The following is an 18,541-nucleotide window of genomic DNA, read 5'->3' on the forward strand; positions in this document are numbered from 1 at the left end:
AGGCGGGAGGGGAGCAGAATTTACGACAGCGCTGCCTTTACCAGGCCGCTCGCCTTGCTCATGTCCAGCTCGCTCGCGTGGCGCGCCTTCAGTTCGGCCATCACGCGGCCCATGTCCTTCATGCCGGTCGCGCCGAGTTCCGTCTTGATCGCCTCGATCGCCGCCGACGTCTCCGCTTCGCTCATCTGCTGCGGCAGGAAGCGTTCGATCACCGCGACCTCGGCGGTCTCCGCATCGGCGAGTTCCTGGCGGCCGCCCTTCGCGAACATCTCGATCGACTCGCGGCGCTGCTTGACCATCTTCTGGAGCACTTCGATTACCAGCGCGTCGTCGCTCTCGGGCGCCTTCCCCGTCCGCGCCTCGATGTCGCGGTTCTTGATTGCGGCCTGGATCAACGAGATAGCGTTGCGGCTCTGCTTGTCGCCGGCCTTCATGGCGGTCAGCTGCGCGGCCTTGATGTCGTCGCGAATCATGTACTGGTCTTTCAGGCGGTTCGGGATAGCCCGACGGGATAGCGCGTCCGCCGTCCGTTTAACAGATTGACGCTGCGGCGCGCCGGCCTTAGCGGACACCACTTAGCGACATCGTCAACGTAAAGAGAGTGCCCAGCCTGATGGCCGACACCAATCCACTAGCCATGCCTGCTGGAGCTACCGGCGTCCTGGTCCTCGCCAATGGCGACGTGATCTGGGGTCGCGGGTTCGGCGCAGAGGGCAGTGCGGTCGGCGAAGTGTGCTTCCACACCGCGATGACCGGCTATCAGGAGGTGCTGACCGACCCGTCCTTCGCCGGGCAGATGATCTGCTTCACGTTTCCGCACATCGGCAATGTCGGCGCGAACCCCGACGACGTCGAGGCGGACGACCCGCATGCGCTCGGCATCATCGTCCGCGAGGACGTGACGCAGCCGTCGAGCTTCCGCGCGGTCGAGGGGCTGGACGGCTGGATGAAGCGGCATGCGCGGATCGGGCTTTCGGGCGTCGACACGCGCGCGCTGACGCGGCGGATCCGGGTGGCGGGGGCGCCTAATGGCGTGATCGCGCATTCGGCTAGCGGCGAGTTCGACGTGCCCGCGCTGCTGGCGATGGCGCGCGCGTGGCCGGGGCTGGAGGGGATGGACCTCGCCAAGGATGTGTCGACCGAGATGCATTATGGCTGGGGTGAGGATGCTCCGGGCGGGACGTGGAAGCTGGGCTTCGGCTATTCTCCTTCCCCCCTCCCGCAAGCGGGAGGGGCCGGGGGTGGGCTCCCGGCGTCCTCGACAGACAACGGCGCAGTAGATCCTTCTTCCACCGCCACCCCGACAGGCGAGCGCGCGCCCACCCCCAACCCCCTCCCGCTTGCGGGAGGGGGCTCAAGTGAAGCCCGCCCCCACGTCGTCGCGATCGATTATGGCTCGAAGCGCAACATCTTCCGCAACCTCGTCGCGGCCGGCGCCAAGGTATCCGTCGTAAGCGCGACCGCCAGCTTCGACGACGTGATGGCGCTCGCCCCCGACGGCATCTTCCTGTCGAACGGCCCCGGCGACCCCGCCGCGACCGCCGAATACGCCGTCCCGGTGATCCGCCAGTTGCTCGAGACGGGCAAGCCGCTGTTCGGCATCTGCCTCGGCCACCAGTTGCTCGGCCTCGCGGTCGGCGCGACCACGACCAAGATGTTCCAGGGCCACCGCGGCGCCAACCACCCGGTCAAGCGCCTGTCCGACGGCGCGGTCGAGATCACCAGCATGAACCACGGCTTCGCGGTCGAGCGTGAGAGCCTGCCGGCCAACGTCCGCGAGACGCACGTGTCGCTGTTCGATGGGTCGAACGCTGGGCTGGAACTGACCGACAAGCCGGCGTTCTCAGTGCAGTATCACCCCGAGGCGAGCCCGGGGCCGCAGGACAGCCTGTATCTGTTCGAGCGGTTTGTGGCGATGCTGCGGTGAAGGTGCAAATCGTACCTGATATTCCCAGCGAGTTCCCGCAGTGGATTCGCTTGGCTCAGGTGCTGAGTCAGGAGGATGTCATTGCCACTTTGATGTTCAAAGCGCGCGCCCATTCGCAGATGAATCATCAGGATGCAGCCGACGCTATAATCGCACTCTTTGCTTGGCGTGATGTTACTGGATACTCCTCCATTGCCGATAAAAATAAGCAAGCGAGAATGTTTGACCTTAATGAAATGTCAGATGTTTTGGGCATTGATGTTGGGCCGGGCGCCGTGGCGAGTATTGGTAATACTCTAGAACAATCAGACTATATAATGCATGATTCTCCTCCTGAGGCCGTGGGGGACGATGCTTACTACGCTTACCTAAACGGAGGTGGCTTGGAGCGCGGTCTATCAGTTTTGGGGCGCATGTATGAAGAGCGGGTTTTTCCCGCTCGGAATAGCATTCCGACGGCCTTTGGAACTGTTTCGCTTAATCATAACGATCCGAAAGTAGTGAGTGCCATAAATCTTACTGAGCAGGCGCTTGAAGCTATTCGTGCTTCTAATTCAATTAGCGATGATGATAAGCAGACTTGGCTTTCGCATATTGATGCTGGGCTTGCGCTTATAAAAAAACCAAAAATATACTTGTCTGCAATATCTTTGCTTCTGATTCAGCCACTTTACAGCGCATATTCGTCCATCCTTGAAGACAGCGCCAAGCCGATTATCGCGGCGGCCCTTCACGCACTAAAAACTTTGATAGGTTTCTAATGCCAAAACGCACCGACATCTCCTCGATCCTCGTCATCGGCGCAGGACCTATCGTCATCGGCCAGGCGTGCGAGTTCGATTATTCGGGCACGCAGGCGATCAAGGCGTTGAAGGAGGAGGGCTATCGTATCGTCCTCGTCAATTCGAACCCCGCCACGATCATGACCGATCCCGAGCTGGCCGACGCGACCTATGTCGAGCCGATCACGCCGGCGATCGTCGCCAAGATCATCGAGAAGGAGCGCCCCGACGCGATCCTGCCGACGATGGGCGGGCAGACCGCGTTGAATACCGCGCTCGCGCTGTTCCATGACGGAACGCTCGAGAAGTTCGGCGTGACGATGATCGGGGCGGATGCCGATGCGATCGACATGGCGGAGGACCGGCTGAAGTTCCGCGATGCGATGGACCGGATCGGGCTGGAAAGCGCACGCTCGGCGATCGCACATACTGTCGAGGAAGCGCTCGAAGGCCTTGAGAAGACAGGGCTTCCGTCGATCATCCGGCCGAGCTTCACGATGGGCGGCTCGGGCGGCGGCATCGCGTACAACCGCGAGGAGTTCATCGCGATCGTCCGCAACGGGCTCGATTTGTCGCCGACCACCGAGGTGCTGATCGAGGAATCGCTGCTCGGCTGGAAAGAATACGAGATGGAGGTGGTGCGCGATCGCAACGACAACGCGATCATCATCTGCTCGATCGAGAACGTCGATCCGATGGGCGTCCATACCGGCGACTCGATCACGGTCGCGCCGGCGCTGACGCTGACCGACAAGGAATACCAGATCATGCGCAACGCATCGATCGCGGTGTTGCGCGAAATCGGTGTCGAAACAGGCGGTTCGAACGTGCAGTTCGCAGTCAATCCGAAGGACGGCCGGCTGGTCGTCATCGAGATGAACCCACGCGTTTCGCGCTCGTCCGCGCTGGCGTCGAAGGCGACCGGCTTCCCGATCGCGAAGGTCGCGGCAAAGCTGGCGGTCGGCTACACGCTCGACGAGATCGAGAACGATATCACCGGCGCTACGCCGGCCGCGTTCGAGCCGACGATCGATTACGTCGTCACCAAGATCCCGCGGTTCGCGTTCGAGAAGTTCAAGGGCGCGTCGAGCACGCTCGGCACCGCGATGAAGTCGGTCGGCGAGGTGATGGCGATCGGTCGCAACATCCACGAGTCGATGCAGAAGGCGTTGCGCGGGCTCGAGACGGGCTTGTCGGGGTTCAACCAGGTCGATCATCTGGTCGGCGCACCGCGGGCGGAGATCGAGGCGGCGCTGGCCGTCGCGACGCCGGACCGGTTGCTGGTGGCGGCGCAGGCTTTGCGTGAGGGCTTCACGGTTGCCGAGGTGCATGCGATCGCCAAATATGATCCGTGGTTCCTGGAGCGGATCGCCGAGATCATCGCGGCCGAGGCCGAGGTGATGAAGGACGGCCTGCCGATCGACGCGGCCGGCATGCGGCGGCTGAAAAGCATGGGGTTCAGCGACAAAAGGCTCGCGTGGCTGGCGCTGCAATCCGCCAATCTGCGGGGCATGAACCGCGGGATCGCGCGCGGCTCGGGGCTGATCCACGAGGTCGTCAAGGCGATGACCGGCGGCGTGACCGAGGAGGAGGTGCGCCAGCATCGCTTGAAGCTCGGCGTGCGGCCGGTGTTCAAGCGGATCGATACGTGCGCGGCCGAATTCGATGCGAAGACGCCGTATATGTATTCGACCTATGAGGCGCCGAGCTTCGGCGAGCCCGAGAACGAGTCCGAGCCTACGGATCGGAAGAAGATCGTGATCCTGGGCGGCGGGCCGAACCGGATCGGGCAGGGGATCGAGTTCGATTATTGTTGCTGCCATGCGTGCTTCGCGCTGGCGGATGCGGGCTATGAGACGATCATGGTCAACTGCAACCCGGAGACGGTCAGCACCGATTACGACACCAGCGACCGGCTGTATTTCGAGCCGCTGACCGCCGAGGACGTGCTGGAGATCCTGCATGTCGAGGCGTCGAAGGGCGAACTGGTCGGCGTGATCGTGCAGTTCGGTGGGCAGACGCCGCTGAACCTTGCGCGCTCGCTGGAGGCTGCGGGCATTCCGATCCTGGGGACGACGCCGGACGCGATCGATCTGGCGGAGGACCGTGAGCGGTTCGCGGCGCTGATCACTAAGCTCGGGTTGCGGCAGCCGGCCAATGGCCTGGCGCGGAGCCGGGACGAGGCGGTCGCGGCGGCGGAGCGGATCGGCTATCCGGTGCTGATGCGGCCTTCGTACGTGCTGGGCGGACGGGCGATGGAGATCGTCGATACGCTCGGGCAGCTCGAACATTATATCGCGACCGCGGTGCAGGTGTCGGGGGACTCGCCGGTGCTGATCGACCAGTATCTGCGCGATGCGATCGAGGTCGATGTCGACGCGATCTGCGACGGGACCGATGTGGTGGTCGCGGGCGTGTTGCAGCATATCGAAGAGGCGGGCGTCCATTCGGGCGACTCGGCGTGCTCGATCCCGCCTTACTCGCTGTCGGCTGAGATCATCGCGGAGATCGAGCGACAGACGGTGGCGCTGGCGCATGCTCTGTCGGTCGTGGGGCTGATGAACATCCAGTTCGCGGTGAAGGACGGGCTGGTCTACCTCATCGAGGTGAACCCGCGTGCGTCGCGCACCGTGCCGTTCGTCGCCAAGGCGATCGGCGTGCCCATCGCCAAGATCGCGGCACGCGTGATGGCGGGCGAAAAGCTGAAGGACCTGCCGAAGATCGACCGGCATATCGACTATTATGCGGTGAAGGAGGCGGTGTTCCCCTTCAACAAGTTCCCCGGCGTCGATCCGGTGCTGTCACCGGAAATGAAGTCCACCGGCGAAGTCATGGGAATCGATCCCGATTTCACGATCGCGTTCGCCAAGGCCCAGCTTGGCGCGGGGACGATCCTGCCGACCAAGGGCAACGTCTTCGTCAGCGTGAAGGACGGCGACAAGGCGATGATCGTCGAGGCGGTCAAGGCGCTGGTCGATACCGGCTTCTCGATCGTCGCGACCGGTGGCACCGCGGATCATCTGGCGCTTGCCGGTTTGCCGGTCGAGAAGGTCAACAAGGTCGCGCAGGGGCGGCCGCATATCGTCGACCGGATCAAGGACGGCGATATCGCGCTGATCTTCAATACGACCGAGGGGTGGCAGAGCCTGAAGGACTCGCAGCCGATCCGCGCGTCGGCGCTGGGACAACGCATTCCGTACTTCACGACGGCACCGGCTTCGCTCGAGGCGGCGAAGGCGATTGCCAAGCTTTCGACGCACAGCCTTGAAGTACGGCCCCTGCAATCCTATTATTCGCAGTCGCACAACTGATCCCGACATAAGCGTGATGTGTGGGCGGGGCCGTTATGGCGCCCCGCGCGGGGTAATGGATTTGGGGACGAGATGATGGCGACCGTCGAAAAGATGCCGATGCTGCAGGAAGGCTATGAGACGCTCAGTGCGGATCTCAAGCGCCTGAAGGCCGAACGTCCGACGATCGTCGACGCGATCGAAGAGGCGCGTGCGCATGGCGATCTGAGCGAGAACGCGGAATATCATGCCGCCAAGGAGCGTCAGGGCCAGGTCGAGGCTTCGATCTCCGACATCGAGGACAAGCTGTCTCGCGCGCAGATCATCGACCCGAAGGACCTGTCGGGCGACAAGGTCGTGTTCGGCGCGACGGTGACGTTGCTCGACGAGAACGATAAGCCGGTGAAGTATCAAATCGTCGGCCAGACCGAGGCGAATGCCAAGACCGGCCGCATCTCGTACAACTCGCCGCTGGGTCGCGGGCTGATCGGGCGCAAGCTTGATGAGGAGGTCGAGGTTACGGTGCCGGCCGGCGAGCGCTATTACGTCGTCTCCAAGATCGAGTTCATCTGAGCCCATGAATTTTTTCGAGACGCGGGCGACGGCGATCATCACGATCGTGACGGTCATCGTCTCGGGATTTCTGGTGCTGAGCGGGTCGCTTGGGTATTGGGCGGTGAACGCCGGGTTCATTCCGTTGCGGATGACCGACCTCGGTATTCCCAGCGACCATATGTTTATCGTGCCGGCCTGGGCGACGCCGCTGACCGCGACGTTGATCCATGGCGGCTGGGCGCACATCGCGCTGAACCTCGTGATGCTGGTCTATTGCGGGCAGTTCGCCGAGCGGGCGCTGGGGACGGTCGGGTTGGTCGTTCTGTACGTGGTTGGTGCGTATGCGGCGGCGGCGGGGCATTGGGCGTTCGGGCCTGAGTCCACTGCGCCGATGATTGGTGCTTCGGGCGCGATTTCGGCGGTCGTTGGGGCTTATGCGCTCTTGTATGGCGAGCGGCGGGCGCAGGCGATCGGGCCGGTGCCGGCTGGGGTCGTGCATGTGGTTTGGCTCGCGGCGGCGTGGATTGGGATCCAGTTGTTGATGGGGTTGGCCGGGTTTGGCGCTTCGGTCGGGGCTAGTGGGCCGATTGCGATTGGCGCGCATATCGGCGGGTTCTTGGCGGGGCTGGTGCTGGCTCGGCCGTTGTTGCTCTGGCATTACCGGGCGGCTTGAGCCTTCCATTCCCGTTCGTCCTGAGTAGCTGCTGAGCTTGTCGAAGCGGCGTATCGAAGGATGGGTTGGCATGCTGGGCCTGTGCTTCGATACGAGCCCTCGATACGCTCCTTGCGGAGCTACTCGGTCTCTACTCGGCACGAACGGGGGTGGGGGAGAACCGCTGCTGTGGCTGCTATTTGGCGAGACCGCGGGAGTTAGCAGCCATAGTCCTGCTTGGCGTGCCCTCACCTATCGCCGCCTTCGGCGTCTCTCCCTCTCCCGAACGGGAGAGGGACCGGGGCGTTCGCTCATGCGAACTTGATCATTAAGCCGTCATCCCCGCGAAGGCGGGGATGCATAGTCTGTGTCGTTGCGATTGGACCGCGACGGTAGCCTGTATGGGTTCCCGTCTCCGCGGGAATGACGACGGCCGCGGTAGCCGGGTCAGGTCGCAGGCGTGCCCGTGAGATTCGGCTCGAGCATGCGGTGCAGATGCACGACCACGAACTTCATCTCGGCATCATCAACCGTACGCTGCGCTGCAGCACGCCAGGCTTTCTCGGCGCTGGCATAGTCGGGGAACACGCCGACGAATTCGATCGCGTTCAGATCGTTGAAATCCAGGGTGCGCGGGTCGCTGACGCGGCCGCCGAATACGAGGTGGAGCTTGCTCATGCGCTTGCTTTCCTAGGGAGGGGGTTGCCGCCTCCCTAGCGTGTTCGACCCGCGGTTTGAACCCTTCCTTCTATTTAGACAGCTGGCTTTTGCGAAACGGCCTTCGCACCTGCGGTACCCGCCGTGCTGAGCGCCTTCACCACGCCTTCGAGCAGACCCTTGGCCTGGCCGCGCGCATTGTCCTTGGTGAGGCCAAGTTCGCCGAGTTCCGACTGGCCGGCGGCCTTGGCGGCGGCGGTGGCGGCGACGACGGTCTCGCTCAGGCGCTTGCCGACCGGGGCGAGCAATTCCTTCTCGCGCGCCGAACGCGGGATCAGCGCGCCGGCGAGCGCACCGACGGCGAGGCCGCCGACGAGGATGCCGAGCGGGTTGGATTCGAGATTGTTGACGACGCGCTTGGTCTTCTCGCGCGAGACTTCGAGAACCTCGGAGGCCTTGTCGCCGGCCTCGTGATAGACCTTCGACGCGGTCTCGCGGACGGTGTCGAGGCCTTCGCGCAGGCGGCTTTCAGTCTCGTGGGCGGCTTCGTTGGCGGTGGTCTTGGCGTCGGTCATGGGACGGTCCTTCTGATGGCAAGCTGCTCGCCGTTCAATGCAATGAGGGTTAAACGCGAGCCGGGACTTCATGGTTTCAAGGCTTTTAGCGGCCGCGGCGGAATAGACCGACGATTCGGTGGCGGGCGAGGAACAGTCCGGCGACCGCAGCGAAGCCGGCGGTGGGGCCGGGATTGCGCTTCACCGTCTCGACGCTCGCGGTCAGCGCGGCGGTGCCGGCATCGGCAACGTCGCGACTGGCGTTCAGCGCGAGCCGACGCGGATTGAGCCGGTCCTGCAACTGCCCGACCGTCATCATGACGCGCTGGCGGGCGAGGGCGGCTTCGATCTCTGCGGCGGCGACTTTGGCGGATGTCATGATACGGGCTCGCTCTTGGTCTGAAGCTTCGACTTGCCGATCATCGCCAGGATGCCGGCGAGTGCCAGCACCACGATGACGACGATCGCGGTCGCCCATCCAGGCCCTACCAGCGTCGCCAGCGTCAAGATCGCACCGACCAGCAGTGCGATCAGCGCGGCCAGCGCCAACGTACCGGCGACGGCGAAGAACATCGCCGCCGACTTGTACGCATTCGCCGTCTCACCGAACTTCGCCTTGTAGACAGCCACTTCGGCCGTCGCGAGACTCTTCGTTTCGCTCGCCAACCGGCCGACGATCGACGAAAGGCTCTCGTCGTCGCCGGTCAGCATCACGGGATCGGACAAGGGCTCAGGCCTTCGGGTTTGCGTCGACGCCCGACTGGACCAGTCGCGCGATGACGAAGCCGATTGCGGCGGCAGCACCGACCGCGATCGCCGGCGATTTACGCACCAGCTCGCGGGCGTCGTCGACCAACTCGTCGATGTCCTTCGCCTTCACCTGGTCGGCGAACCCCGAGACGCTGTCGGCGGCGCTGCGGGCATAGCCGCCGTACTGCGAGCCGAGCTTCTCGTCGACCTGGCCGGCGGCGTCGGTCAGCAGCTGGGCAATCTGCTCCAGTGCGCCGCTGGCACGGGCCTTGCCGTCCTCGGCGAAGGTGCGCGCCTTGTCGGCGGCCTGCGCGCTGTACTTGCTGGCGCTTTCCTTGATCGCCTGCTTGGCGTCGGCGGTCTTGCCGGAGACGTTGCCCGCCTCGTTCTCGATCGTCTTGCCGAGCTCGGTACCGACGTGGTTCGCGGTCGTTTTCAGGTCGTTGACGGTATCGTTTACGCTGGAGTCGGCCATGACGGTCCCTTTCAGAATTGTTACGCCCTCAACACCGCCGCCGGAGCACGGTTCCCGAACCGTCGCGCGATTGCACGACACTGTTCTCGGATATCCGCGCGATTGCCCGCAATGGCGCGAGACGGTAGAGGCGGCGCGAACGACCCGGCACCGGGATTTGTAGGAGCATCGTTACGTGACCGCAATCATCGACCTTCATGCACGCCAGATCCTCGACAGCCGTGGCAATCCGACCGTCGAGGTCGACGTGCTGCTCGAAGACGGCAGCTTCGGCCGCGCCGCAGTCCCGTCGGGCGCCTCGACCGGCGCACACGAGGCGGTCGAGCGGCGTGACGGCGACAAGACCCGCTGGGGCGGCAAGGGCGTCGATGGCGCGGTCGATGCGGTCAACGACGAGATCACCGACACCGTGCTCGGCATGGACGCGGAGGACCAGTCGGACCTCGACCGCGCGATGATCGAGCTGGACGGCACCGAGAACAAGGGGCGGCTGGGCGCGAACGCGATCCTCGGCGTCAGCCTCGCGGTCGCCAAGGCCGCGGCCGAGGCGCGGGGCCTGCCGCTGTATCGCTATATCGGCGGCGTGCAGGCGCATCTGCTGCCGGTGCCGATGATGAACATCATCAACGGCGGCGAGCATGCCGACAACCCGATCGATTTCCAGGAATTCATGATCGTGCCGGTCGGCGCGCCGAACATCCTGGAGGCGGTCCGCTGCGGCTCGGAAATCTTCCATACGCTGAAGAAGGGCCTGAGCGAGAAGGGCCTGTCGACCAGCGTCGGCGACGAGGGCGGTTTCGCGCCGAACATTGGCAGCACGACCGAGGCGCTCGACTTCATCATGTCGAGCATCGAGAAGGCGGGCTACAAGCCCGGCGAGGACGTGATGCTCGCGCTCGATTGCGCCGCGACCGAATTCTACAAGAACGGCAAGTACGACATCTCTGGCGAGGGCAGGATCCTCGATAGCGGCGAGATGGCGGAGTATCTCGCCGACCTGACGCGGCGCTACCCGATCTTCTCGATCGAGGACGGCATGGGCGAGGACGATTGGGAGGGCTGGAAGGCGCTCACCGACCTGATTGGGGACAAGGTTCAGCTGGTCGGCGACGATCTGTTCGTGACCAACCCGAAGCGTCTGAAGCGCGGGATCGACCAGGGTATCGCGAATTCGCTGCTGGTGAAGGTCAACCAGATCGGCACGTTGACCGAGACGCTGGAAGCGGTGTCGATGGCGCAGCGCGCGAAGTACACCGCGGTGATGTCGCATCGTTCGGGCGAGACCGAGGATTCAACGATCGCCGATCTCGCGGTCGCGACCAATTGCGGTCAGATCAAGACGGGCAGCCTGGCGCGGTCGGACCGGTTGGCGAAGTACAACCAGCTGATCCGTATCGAGGAAGAGCTGGGCGATGCGGCGCGGTACGCGGGTCGCGATATTCTGATCGGGGGCTGATTGACCCACCCCATCCGTCATGCCGGGCCCTTCGACTAGCTCAGGAGGGCCTTGTTCCGGCATCCACGGTCCCGCATAATCGAGAGACTCGAGTGTGCGGAGCGGTGGACCCCGGAACAAGTCCGGGGTGACGGAGGACTACCGGAGGACGACATGGCACGCGTGACGACGAAGACCAGCAAGTTGCGGAAGACGATGCGGAAGGCCGCGTGGCCGGCGCTCGGGCTGACGCTGATGGCGTTCTTCGGCGCGTATGCCGTGCTCGGGCCGAACGGGATGTTTGCGTACGGGGATTACAAGCGCCAGCTTGCGAAGCGGGAGCGGGACTATGCCGTGCTCGATCGCAAGCGCGAGGTTCTGAAGAACCGGGTGGCGTTGCTGAACCCGGATCATGCGAACCCGGATATGGTGGATGAAATGGTGCGCAAGGAACTGAACGTCGCGCATCCAGACGAAGTGATCGTGCCGCTGGGGAACTAGTCCTTCGATCCTCCCTGGAAGGGAGGGAATCTTCTGCTCCCATCCCTGAAAGGGAGGGGCTGGGGGTGGGTTGGCCGGCTTGAGCCGCTACCGATCGAATATGCGGAAGCCGACCCACCCCCGACCCCTCCCTTTCAGGGAGGGGGGAAGAGCGGGGAGGATTTCGGTTGATGTTACCGACCCAGGAAGGTCAGCAGGTCGTTGGTGAAACGCTCGCTTTCCGTGACCGTCAGGCCGTGCGGGGCGCCGTCATATTCCACCAGCTGCGAGCCGGCGATGCCCTTGGCAGCAGCACGGCCGGTGGCGTCGATCGGTACCGTCTTGTCGCTCGTCCCGTGCACGACCAGCGTCGGTACGCGGAACGCGGCGAGGTCACCGCGGAAGTCGGTGTGGCCGAATGACTTGGCGCATTCCAGCGTCGGATGCAGGCCGGCCTGCATCGCCAGGCCCCAGGCCCAGTCCACGACCTCGTCGCTGACCGGCGAGGTGATGAAGCCGACCCCGAAGAACTGCTGGAGGAAGGTCTTGAAGAACGCCGGGCGGTCGTCCTCGATACCGGCGCCGATCGTGGCGAGCGTCTCCGCGTCGACGCCGTGCGGATTGTCGTCGGTCTTGAGCATGTATGGTACCACCGACGCGATCAGCCCCGCGGCGACCACGCCCTTGCCGTCGTAGCGGCTCATGTAGCGCGCGATCTCGCCGCCACCCATCGAGAAGCCGACGATCGTCGCGTCGGTGTTCGCGCCGGTCGCTTCCATCACGTCGGCGAGATCGTCGGTGAGCGTGTCGTAGTCGTAGCCGCTCCACGGCTGGCCCGAGCGGCCGAACCCGCGCCGGTCATAGGCGATCACGCGGAAGCCGGCATGGGCCAACGCCATCGCCTGCGCGTCCCAGCTGTCGGCATTGAGCGGCCAGCCATGGGTGAGGACGACCGGGCGTCCGCTGCCCCAATCCTTGACGTAAATATCGGTACCGTCACGGGTTTTCACGTAGGGCATGAAGCTCTCCAGTCGTTCGAACAGGTGCGCGGTCAACGGCCCAGCGCGGGCGCCGTTCCGCGCACTGGCGCGACGCGGCTTCGACTGGCAGCATGGGGGCGACGAATCGGAATTGGAGACGGGATGCGGATCGGACTTTTGACGACGGCGCTTGGCGCGGTCCTCGCCTTGGGCGCGTGTGGCCCCGCGCAGACTCCTTCGAACACGCAGGCTCCGGACGCGCCTGCACCCGCCGCGAAGAGCGACTGGGCGGGGTTCCGCGATGGCTTCATCGACGGCTGGTTCAAAATCGATCCGGCGAACGCGGTCTATCAGGGCAAGCACGAATATGACGGCGGGCTGGGCGACTGGAGCGCGGCCGGGCTGAAGCGGCAGGCCGATTTCCTGCACGCTGCGATCGACAAGGCGGGGGCGTTCAAGGACCTGAAGCCGGCCGAGGCGTTCGAGCGCGACTATCTGGTGCAGGTCGCCAAGGGGAAGCTGTTCTGGCTGGAGGACGCCGACCAGCCGCATCATAACCCGTCCTGGTATGTCGGCGCGGGGCTCGATCCGAACGTCTATATCGCGCGCAACTATGCCGATGCGCCGACGCGGATGAAGGCGTTGACCGCGTTCTTCCAGAAGATCCCGGCGGCGGCGGGCAACATCAAGGCGAACCTGAAGGCGCCGATGCCGCTGAGCTACGTCAATTTCGGTGCGGCGGCGTTCAACGGCTTTGCGGATTATTACAGCGGCGACGCGGTGAAGGCGTTTGCCGGCGTGAAGGATGCGGCGGCGCAGAAGCAGCTGACCGACGCGGCGACGGCGGCGGCGGCGGCAATGCGCGATCTGGGGACGTGGACCGAGGGCCAGCGGGCGACTGCGACGCAGGACTTCGCGCTGGGGGCGGACAAGTTCTCGCGGATGGTGGCGATGACGGAGGGCGTCGATACGCCGCTCGACCAGCTCGAGGCGGCGGGTGTCGCCGACCTGAAGCGCAACCAGGCGGCGCTGGCGCAGGCGTGCGGGGTGTTTGCCAAGGGGCTTTCGATCGCCGGCTGCATGGCGAAGATGAATGCGAACAAGCCGGTCGGTGGGCCGGTCGCGGAGGCTCGGCGACAGATCCCGACCTTGCGCAAGTTCGTGGTCGATCATGACCTGGTGACGATCCCCGGGACCGAGCAGGCGCTGGTCGAGGAATCGCCGCCGTACAACCGGCAGAACTCGGCGTATATCGATCCGCCCGGGCCGTTCGATAAGGGCGTGCCGTCGATCTACTATATCTCGCCGCCCGACCCGAGCTGGACCAAGGCGGTGCAGGACGCGTTCGTGCCGGGGAAGGACGACCTGCTGTTTACCTCGGTCCACGAGGTGATGCCCGGGCATTTCGTCCAGTTCCTGCATGCGAACCGCTCGCCGTCGCTCTTCGGGCGGCTGTTCGTGGGGTATGCGTTCGCCGAGGGGTGGGCGCATTATGCCGAGGAGATGATGTGGGAAGCTGGGCTCAACAACGGCGATCCCGAGACGCATGTCGGGCAGATCTCGAACGCGTTGTTGCGCGATTGCCGGTATCTGTCCGCGATCCGCATGCATGCTAAGGGGATGACGCAGGAGCAGTCGTTCCGGATGTTCGTCGACGAGTGTTACCAGGACGAGGGGAATGCCCGGCAACAGGCGGCGCGGGGGACGTATGATCCGGCGTATCTGAACTATACGATGGGGAAGCTGATGATCCGCAAGTTGCGGGCGGACTGGACCGCGACGCGGGGTGGGCGGAAGGCTTGGAAGGCGTTCCATGACCAGTTCCTGAGTTATGGGGGGCCGCCGATTCCGTTGGTGCGGGCGGCGATGATGGGGGAGGCTGAGGCGACCGCGGCGTTTTGATTTGAGCTGCGACGTTCACCTTAATACGCCACCCCGGCGAAGGCCGGGGCCCAGTTGGGGAACGTCGCTAACGAAGCGCGGTCCACCGTTACGCCGGCCATTCCAACTGGGCCCCGGCCTCCGCCGGGGAGGTGGCGTTTGGTACGGCGGTCACAGGCAACAGCATGCGTCCCCGCGAAGGCGGGGACCCAGTCTGGGCACCCGCCTTCGCGAGTGAACATTCTTCTTCTTGCTGCTCCCTCTCCCCCTTCCGGGGAGAGGGCTGGGGTGAGGGGCTGTTCCGGGCGGTGCGCTGCTGGGCTGCCCCTCACCCCGACCCTCTCCCCGGAGGGGAGAGGGAGAAGGTCACCTTGCTTGGGAGGCCGGCTGCACGTCCTGCGTTTCCTCGGTCGGCGGGTTGCGGATCGAGGGGCGGAGGCGGCTCAGGCTGCATAGACCTGCGACGAGCGCGAGGCCGGCGGCCACGAGCGGCGGCGTCATGCCCGCGCCCACGCCCATCGCCAGCAACGCCGCCACCAACGTCGCGCCGGTGGTCTGGCCCACCAGCCGCACCGTCGAGACAAGCCCGCCAGCCGCCGCCGCCCGCTCCCGCGGCGCACTCCCGATGATCAACCGCGCATTCGGCGCCATGAACATCCCGAACCCCGACCCGCACAGCGCCATCCGCCACGCGATGTCGAAATACCCCGGATCCGCCGGCATGTACGCGATCAGCAGCAGCGCGCAGATCGACACCCCCATGCCGATCCCGCCGAGCAGACCCGCCGGATAGCGATCCGACAACCAGCCGGAGAGCGGCGCGACGACCATGTTCGCGAGCGGCCATGGCGCGATCGCGGCGCCGACCTCCGCCGCGCTGAACCCATAAGCGTGCGTCAGGCGGAACGGGGTCGACAGCAACAGCGTCATCTGCGCGATGAACGCGGTGTACGCCCCGATCGCCGATAGCGCGAGCACCGGCCTAGCGAGCAGATCGATCGGCAGGATCGGCTTGGTCTCGCCCTGTTCGCGCTTCACGAAGAACCAGCCGATCACCGCGCCGGTCGCAACGATTGCGGCGGAGACGATCGGGCTGTCGCCGTGGACCGCGCTCTCCGCACCACCGATGACGAGACCGATCATCGCCGCGCACATGACTGCGCCGAGTACGTCGAACGGCTCGTCACGGCGTTGCGGTTCGGGGAGCGCGCGGCCGAGCACGAGGCTGGCGATCGCGAACGGCACCGCGCTGGCGAACACCCACGGCCATGGCGCGATGGCGAGCACGAGCCCGCCGATCGTCGGTGCGAGGGCCGCCGAACTGGAGACGACGACCGAGTTGATCCCGAGCCCGCGGCCAAGCTGCTTGGCGGGATAGATCGAGCGGATCAGCGCCGACGAGACGCTCAGCGCCGCCGCCGCACCGAGGGCCTGCGCGGCGCGGACGACGAGCAGGAAGGGCAGGCTCTTCGCGAAGAAACACAGCAGGGTCGCGACCGTGAACAGCAGCTGGCCGTACTGATACATCCGCTTCAGCCCGATCCGGTCGCCGAGCCCAGAGAAGGGGAGCAGCGCCATTGCGAGGATCAGCTGGTACACGGTGACCACGGTCACCACCGCGCTGTTGCCGACGTCGAGGTCGCGAGCGATCGTCGGCAGCGCGACGGTGGCGATGCCGCCGTCGATGATCGTCAGCGCGGTACCCGCGGAGATCGCCGCGATGGCAACGAAGCGGCGGGGCTTGGGCAGGCCATCCTGCATTTTCTTCAACTCGCTTCGTCACCCCGGACTTGTTCCGGGGACCACCGTGCCGCACAATCGACGCGATTTGTTATGCGGATCGGTGGACCCCGGAACAAGTCCGGGGTGACGGCAAGGAGTTGGGTATGCGTGGTTTTTGCTTTTCGGCGGCAGCAGTGATGCTTGCGGGTACGTCGGCCATTGCCCAAGTCGCACCGATGACCAAAACGAACACCGCCGCCGACCCGTATCTCTGGCTCGAGGACAAGGACGGCGCAGGCCCATTGGCCTGGGTCGAGGCGGAGAATGCCAAGACGCTCCCGCGGCTCCAGAACGATCCGCGCTACAAGACCTTTTATGCCGAGGCGCTGGCGATCGCGTCGGCGAAGGATCGCATCCCGATGCCGAACCAGCTGTTCGGGCGGATCTATAATTTCTGGCGCGATGCCGAGCATCCGCAGGGCATCTGGCGGTGGACCAGCGAGGCGGGGTACGCGCAGGCGGACCCGGCGTGGACGACCACGCTTGATCTCGATGCGCTGAGCAAGGCCGAGGGCAAGAAATGGGTGTGGAAGGGCGCGTCCTGCTTGCCGCCCGAGGAGCGGCTGTGCCTGGTCGCGCTGTCGGAGGGCGGCGAGGACGCCGTCACCTACCGTGAGTTCGACCTGAAGGCGGGGCAGTTCGTCACCGGCGGCTTCGTGCTGCCGACGTCGAAGCAGGGCGCGACGTGGATCGACGCCGACACGCTGATGGTGTCGCGCGACTGGGGAGCGGGATCGATGACCGCATCGGGCTATCCGTTCGTCGTCAAGGAGGTGAAGCGCGACCAGCCGCTGACCGCCGCGCGCGAGATCTTCCGCGGCGAGGCGTCGGACCAGCTCGGCACCTATGCCGACGTGATGACCGACGGGCAGGGCAACCGCGTGGTGATGATCCAGCGCCGCCAGACCTTCTTCGGCGGCGAAAAGCATGTCGTGACGGGGAGCGGGATCAAGCCGGCCGGCCTGGTGAAGCTCGACGTCCCGGCGCGCGTGTTTCCGGCGGGCATGGTCGACGGACAGGTGATCTTCTCGACCAGCGAGGCGTGGGGCCAGATCCCGGCGGGCGCGATCGCGTCGGCGCCGCTGGCCGAGGTGCGCAAGGGGCGGTTCACGCCGACGCTGGTGTTCGCGCCGACCGCGCGGCAATCGGTCGACGGCGTTTCGGTGACGCGCGATCATGTCGTGGCGAGCGTCTATGACAATGTCCGCGGCCGCGCGGTGGTGTTCACGCATGCCGATAACGGCTGGACGTCGCGGGCGGTGGCGCTGCCCGACAACGCCTCGGTCGACGTGGCGAGCACGACCGATCGCAGCAATGCGCTGTTCGTGCAGGTGACGAGCTTCCTCCAGCCGACGACGCTCTGGTCGCTCGATGCGGGGCCGGCGGGCGTGCCGAAGCAGGTCAAGGCGCTGCCCGCCAAGTTCGATGCGTCGAACGCGGAGGTCGAGCAGTTCGAGGCGACCTCGAAGGATGGGACCAAAATTCCGTATTTCGTCGTTCACCGGAAGGGCGTGGCGCTCGACGGGACGACGCCGACGATCATGACCGCCTATGGCGGGTTCGAATCGTCGATGACGCCCTATTATTCGGGGGTGACGGGCAAGCTGTGGATCGAGCGCGGCGGCAGCTTCGTGCTTGCCAATATCCGCGGCGGCGGCGAGTTCGGGCCGAAATGGCATGATGCCGGGCGCAAGACCAAGCGGCAGGTGATCTACGACGATTTCGCCGCGGTCGGGCAGGACCTGATCGCGCGGAAGCTGACGAGCCCGGAGAAGCTCGGCATCTATGGCGGTTCGAACGGCGGGCTGCTGATGGGCGTCGAGTTCAACCAACATCCGGACTTGTGGAAGGCGGTGGTGATCCAGGTGCCGCTGCTCGACATGATCCGCTATGAGCAGATCGCGGCAGGCGCGTCGTGGGTCGACGAATATGGCTCGGTGACGGTGCCGGAGGAGAAGGCGTTCCTCGAGACGATCTCGCCGTATCAGAACATTAGGAAGGGCGTCGCGTATCCGGAGCCGTATATCTGGACGACCACCAAGGATGACCGCGTCGGGCCGCAGCATGCGCGCAAGTTCGCCGCGCGGCTGAAGGAATACGGGCTGCCGTATCTGTTCTACGAGGATACTGCGGGCGGCCATTCGGGCGATGCGGATATCGAGCAGGGTGCCCGGTTGCAGGCGCTGCAGATGACGTATTTCGCGCAGAAGCTGCTGAGCCCGGCGAAGTAAAAGCTGCGATCCTCCCCCGCCAGGGGGGGTGGCGCCGAAGGCGACGGAGGGGGAGGACACGGAAACCAAAGTTGGCGCGTTCCTCCCCCTCCGTCAGGCTGCGCCTGCCA

17 protein-coding genes are annotated in these 18,541 nt (G+C 65.1%); 9 read left to right on the top strand and 8 right to left on the bottom strand.

Features of this window, described 5'->3' with window-relative positions; all coding sequences use genetic code 11:
• Positions 1-20: 20 nt before the first annotated feature.
• Positions 21-473: a GatB/YqeY domain-containing protein gene (locus NLI89_RS03695; protein WP_254685788.1), complete on the bottom strand. Its 453-nt coding sequence runs from the start codon at positions 471-473 to the stop codon at positions 21-23.
• 140 nt (positions 474-613) lie between these two features.
• Here NLI89_RS03695 and NLI89_RS03700 point away from each other — a divergent pair, with 140 nt between their 5' ends.
• The 5 genes from NLI89_RS03700 (at position 614) to NLI89_RS03720 (ending at position 7,227) form a co-directional block, all read left to right on the top strand.
• Positions 614-1,927 (top strand): carbamoyl phosphate synthase small subunit, encoded by a 1,314-nt coding sequence (locus NLI89_RS03700; RefSeq protein ID WP_254685789.1) that lies wholly within the window; start codon positions 614-616, stop codon positions 1,925-1,927.
• Positions 1,924-2,688 carry a hypothetical protein gene (locus NLI89_RS03705; protein ID WP_254685790.1) on the top strand — a complete coding sequence of 255 codons (765 nt, stop codon included), beginning with the start codon at positions 1,924-1,926 and terminating at the stop codon, positions 2,686-2,688. The genes NLI89_RS03700 and NLI89_RS03705 overlap by 4 nt, the downstream gene beginning before the upstream one ends.
• Positions 2,688-6,020: a carbamoyl-phosphate synthase large subunit gene (gene carB / locus NLI89_RS03710; RefSeq protein ID WP_254685791.1), complete on the top strand. Its 3,333-nt coding sequence runs from the start codon at positions 2,688-2,690 to the stop codon at positions 6,018-6,020. Before NLI89_RS03705 ends, carB begins: the two co-directional genes overlap by 1 nt.
• 75 nt (positions 6,021-6,095) lie before the next feature.
• Positions 6,096-6,572 (top strand): transcription elongation factor GreA, encoded by a 477-nt coding sequence (gene greA, locus NLI89_RS03715; protein ID WP_056052861.1) that lies wholly within the window; start codon positions 6,096-6,098, stop codon positions 6,570-6,572.
• Between the two features lie 4 nt (positions 6,573-6,576).
• Positions 6,577-7,227: a rhomboid family intramembrane serine protease gene (locus tag NLI89_RS03720; RefSeq protein WP_254685792.1), complete on the top strand. Its 651-nt coding sequence runs from the start codon at positions 6,577-6,579 to the stop codon at positions 7,225-7,227.
• 426 nt (positions 7,228-7,653) lie between these two features.
• Here NLI89_RS03720 and NLI89_RS03725 read toward each other — a convergent pair whose 3' ends face one another.
• The 5 genes from NLI89_RS03725 to NLI89_RS03745 all read right to left on the bottom strand — a co-directional run bounded on the left by NLI89_RS03725 (position 7,654) and on the right by NLI89_RS03745 (position 9,642).
• Positions 7,654-7,884: a DUF4170 domain-containing protein gene (locus NLI89_RS03725; protein WP_254685793.1), complete on the bottom strand. Its 231-nt coding sequence runs from the start codon at positions 7,882-7,884 to the stop codon at positions 7,654-7,656.
• A gap of 74 nt (positions 7,885-7,958) precedes the next feature.
• The gene (locus NLI89_RS03730) at positions 7,959-8,438 is read right to left on the bottom strand and encodes a hypothetical protein (protein WP_254685794.1); all 480 of its coding nucleotides are present in this window, start codon (positions 8,436-8,438) and stop codon (positions 7,959-7,961) included.
• An 85-nt stretch (positions 8,439-8,523) separates the two neighbouring features.
• The gene (locus NLI89_RS03735) at positions 8,524-8,796 is read right to left on the bottom strand and encodes a phosphatase (protein WP_248521723.1); all 273 of its coding nucleotides are present in this window, start codon (positions 8,794-8,796) and stop codon (positions 8,524-8,526) included.
• Positions 8,793-9,143, bottom strand: a complete 351-nt coding sequence (locus NLI89_RS03740) for a phage holin family protein (RefSeq protein WP_254685795.1) — start codon at positions 9,141-9,143, stop codon at positions 8,793-8,795. The genes NLI89_RS03735 and NLI89_RS03740 overlap by 4 nt, the downstream gene beginning before the upstream one ends.
• A 4-nt stretch (positions 9,144-9,147) precedes the next feature.
• On the bottom strand, positions 9,148-9,642 hold the full coding sequence (locus NLI89_RS03745) for a hypothetical protein (RefSeq protein ID WP_254685796.1): 495 nt from the start codon (positions 9,640-9,642) through the stop codon (positions 9,148-9,150).
• Positions 9,643-9,817: 175 nt separating this feature from the next.
• Between NLI89_RS03745 and eno the strand changes: the two genes are divergently transcribed.
• Together eno and NLI89_RS03755 are read left to right on the top strand one after the other, a co-directional pair.
• Positions 9,818-11,098 (top strand): phosphopyruvate hydratase, encoded by a 1,281-nt coding sequence (gene eno / locus NLI89_RS03750; RefSeq protein WP_254685797.1) that lies wholly within the window; start codon positions 9,818-9,820, stop codon positions 11,096-11,098.
• A gap of 153 nt (positions 11,099-11,251) precedes the next feature.
• The gene (locus tag NLI89_RS03755) at positions 11,252-11,578 is read left to right on the top strand and encodes an FtsB family cell division protein (RefSeq protein ID WP_235982846.1); all 327 of its coding nucleotides are present in this window, start codon (positions 11,252-11,254) and stop codon (positions 11,576-11,578) included.
• Between the two features lie 173 nt (positions 11,579-11,751).
• On the opposite strand, the gene NLI89_RS03760 is transcribed toward NLI89_RS03755, so the two are convergent.
• Positions 11,752-12,576, bottom strand: a complete 825-nt coding sequence (locus NLI89_RS03760) for an alpha/beta fold hydrolase (protein WP_254685798.1) — start codon at positions 12,574-12,576, stop codon at positions 11,752-11,754.
• A 123-nt stretch (positions 12,577-12,699) separates the two neighbouring features.
• On the opposite strand from NLI89_RS03760, the gene NLI89_RS03765 reads away from it, so the two are divergent.
• The gene (locus tag NLI89_RS03765) at positions 12,700-14,439 is read left to right on the top strand and encodes a DUF885 domain-containing protein (RefSeq protein WP_254685799.1); all 1,740 of its coding nucleotides are present in this window, start codon (positions 12,700-12,702) and stop codon (positions 14,437-14,439) included.
• 345 nt (positions 14,440-14,784) lie between these two features.
• On the opposite strand, the gene NLI89_RS03770 is transcribed toward NLI89_RS03765, so the two are convergent.
• Positions 14,785-16,179, bottom strand: coding sequence for an MFS transporter (locus tag NLI89_RS03770; protein ID WP_254685898.1), 1,395 nt, complete (start codon positions 16,177-16,179; stop codon positions 14,785-14,787).
• Between the two features lie 125 nt (positions 16,180-16,304).
• Here NLI89_RS03770 and NLI89_RS03775 point away from each other — a divergent pair, with 125 nt between their 5' ends.
• Positions 16,305-18,431, top strand: coding sequence for a prolyl oligopeptidase family serine peptidase (locus NLI89_RS03775; RefSeq protein ID WP_439144469.1), 2,127 nt, complete (start codon positions 16,305-16,307; stop codon positions 18,429-18,431).
• Positions 18,432-18,541 lie beyond the last annotated feature (110 nt).

The organism is Sphingomonas faeni (assembly GCF_024273235.1).
Classification (GTDB): domain Bacteria; phylum Pseudomonadota; class Alphaproteobacteria; order Sphingomonadales; family Sphingomonadaceae; genus Sphingomonas; species Sphingomonas faeni_A.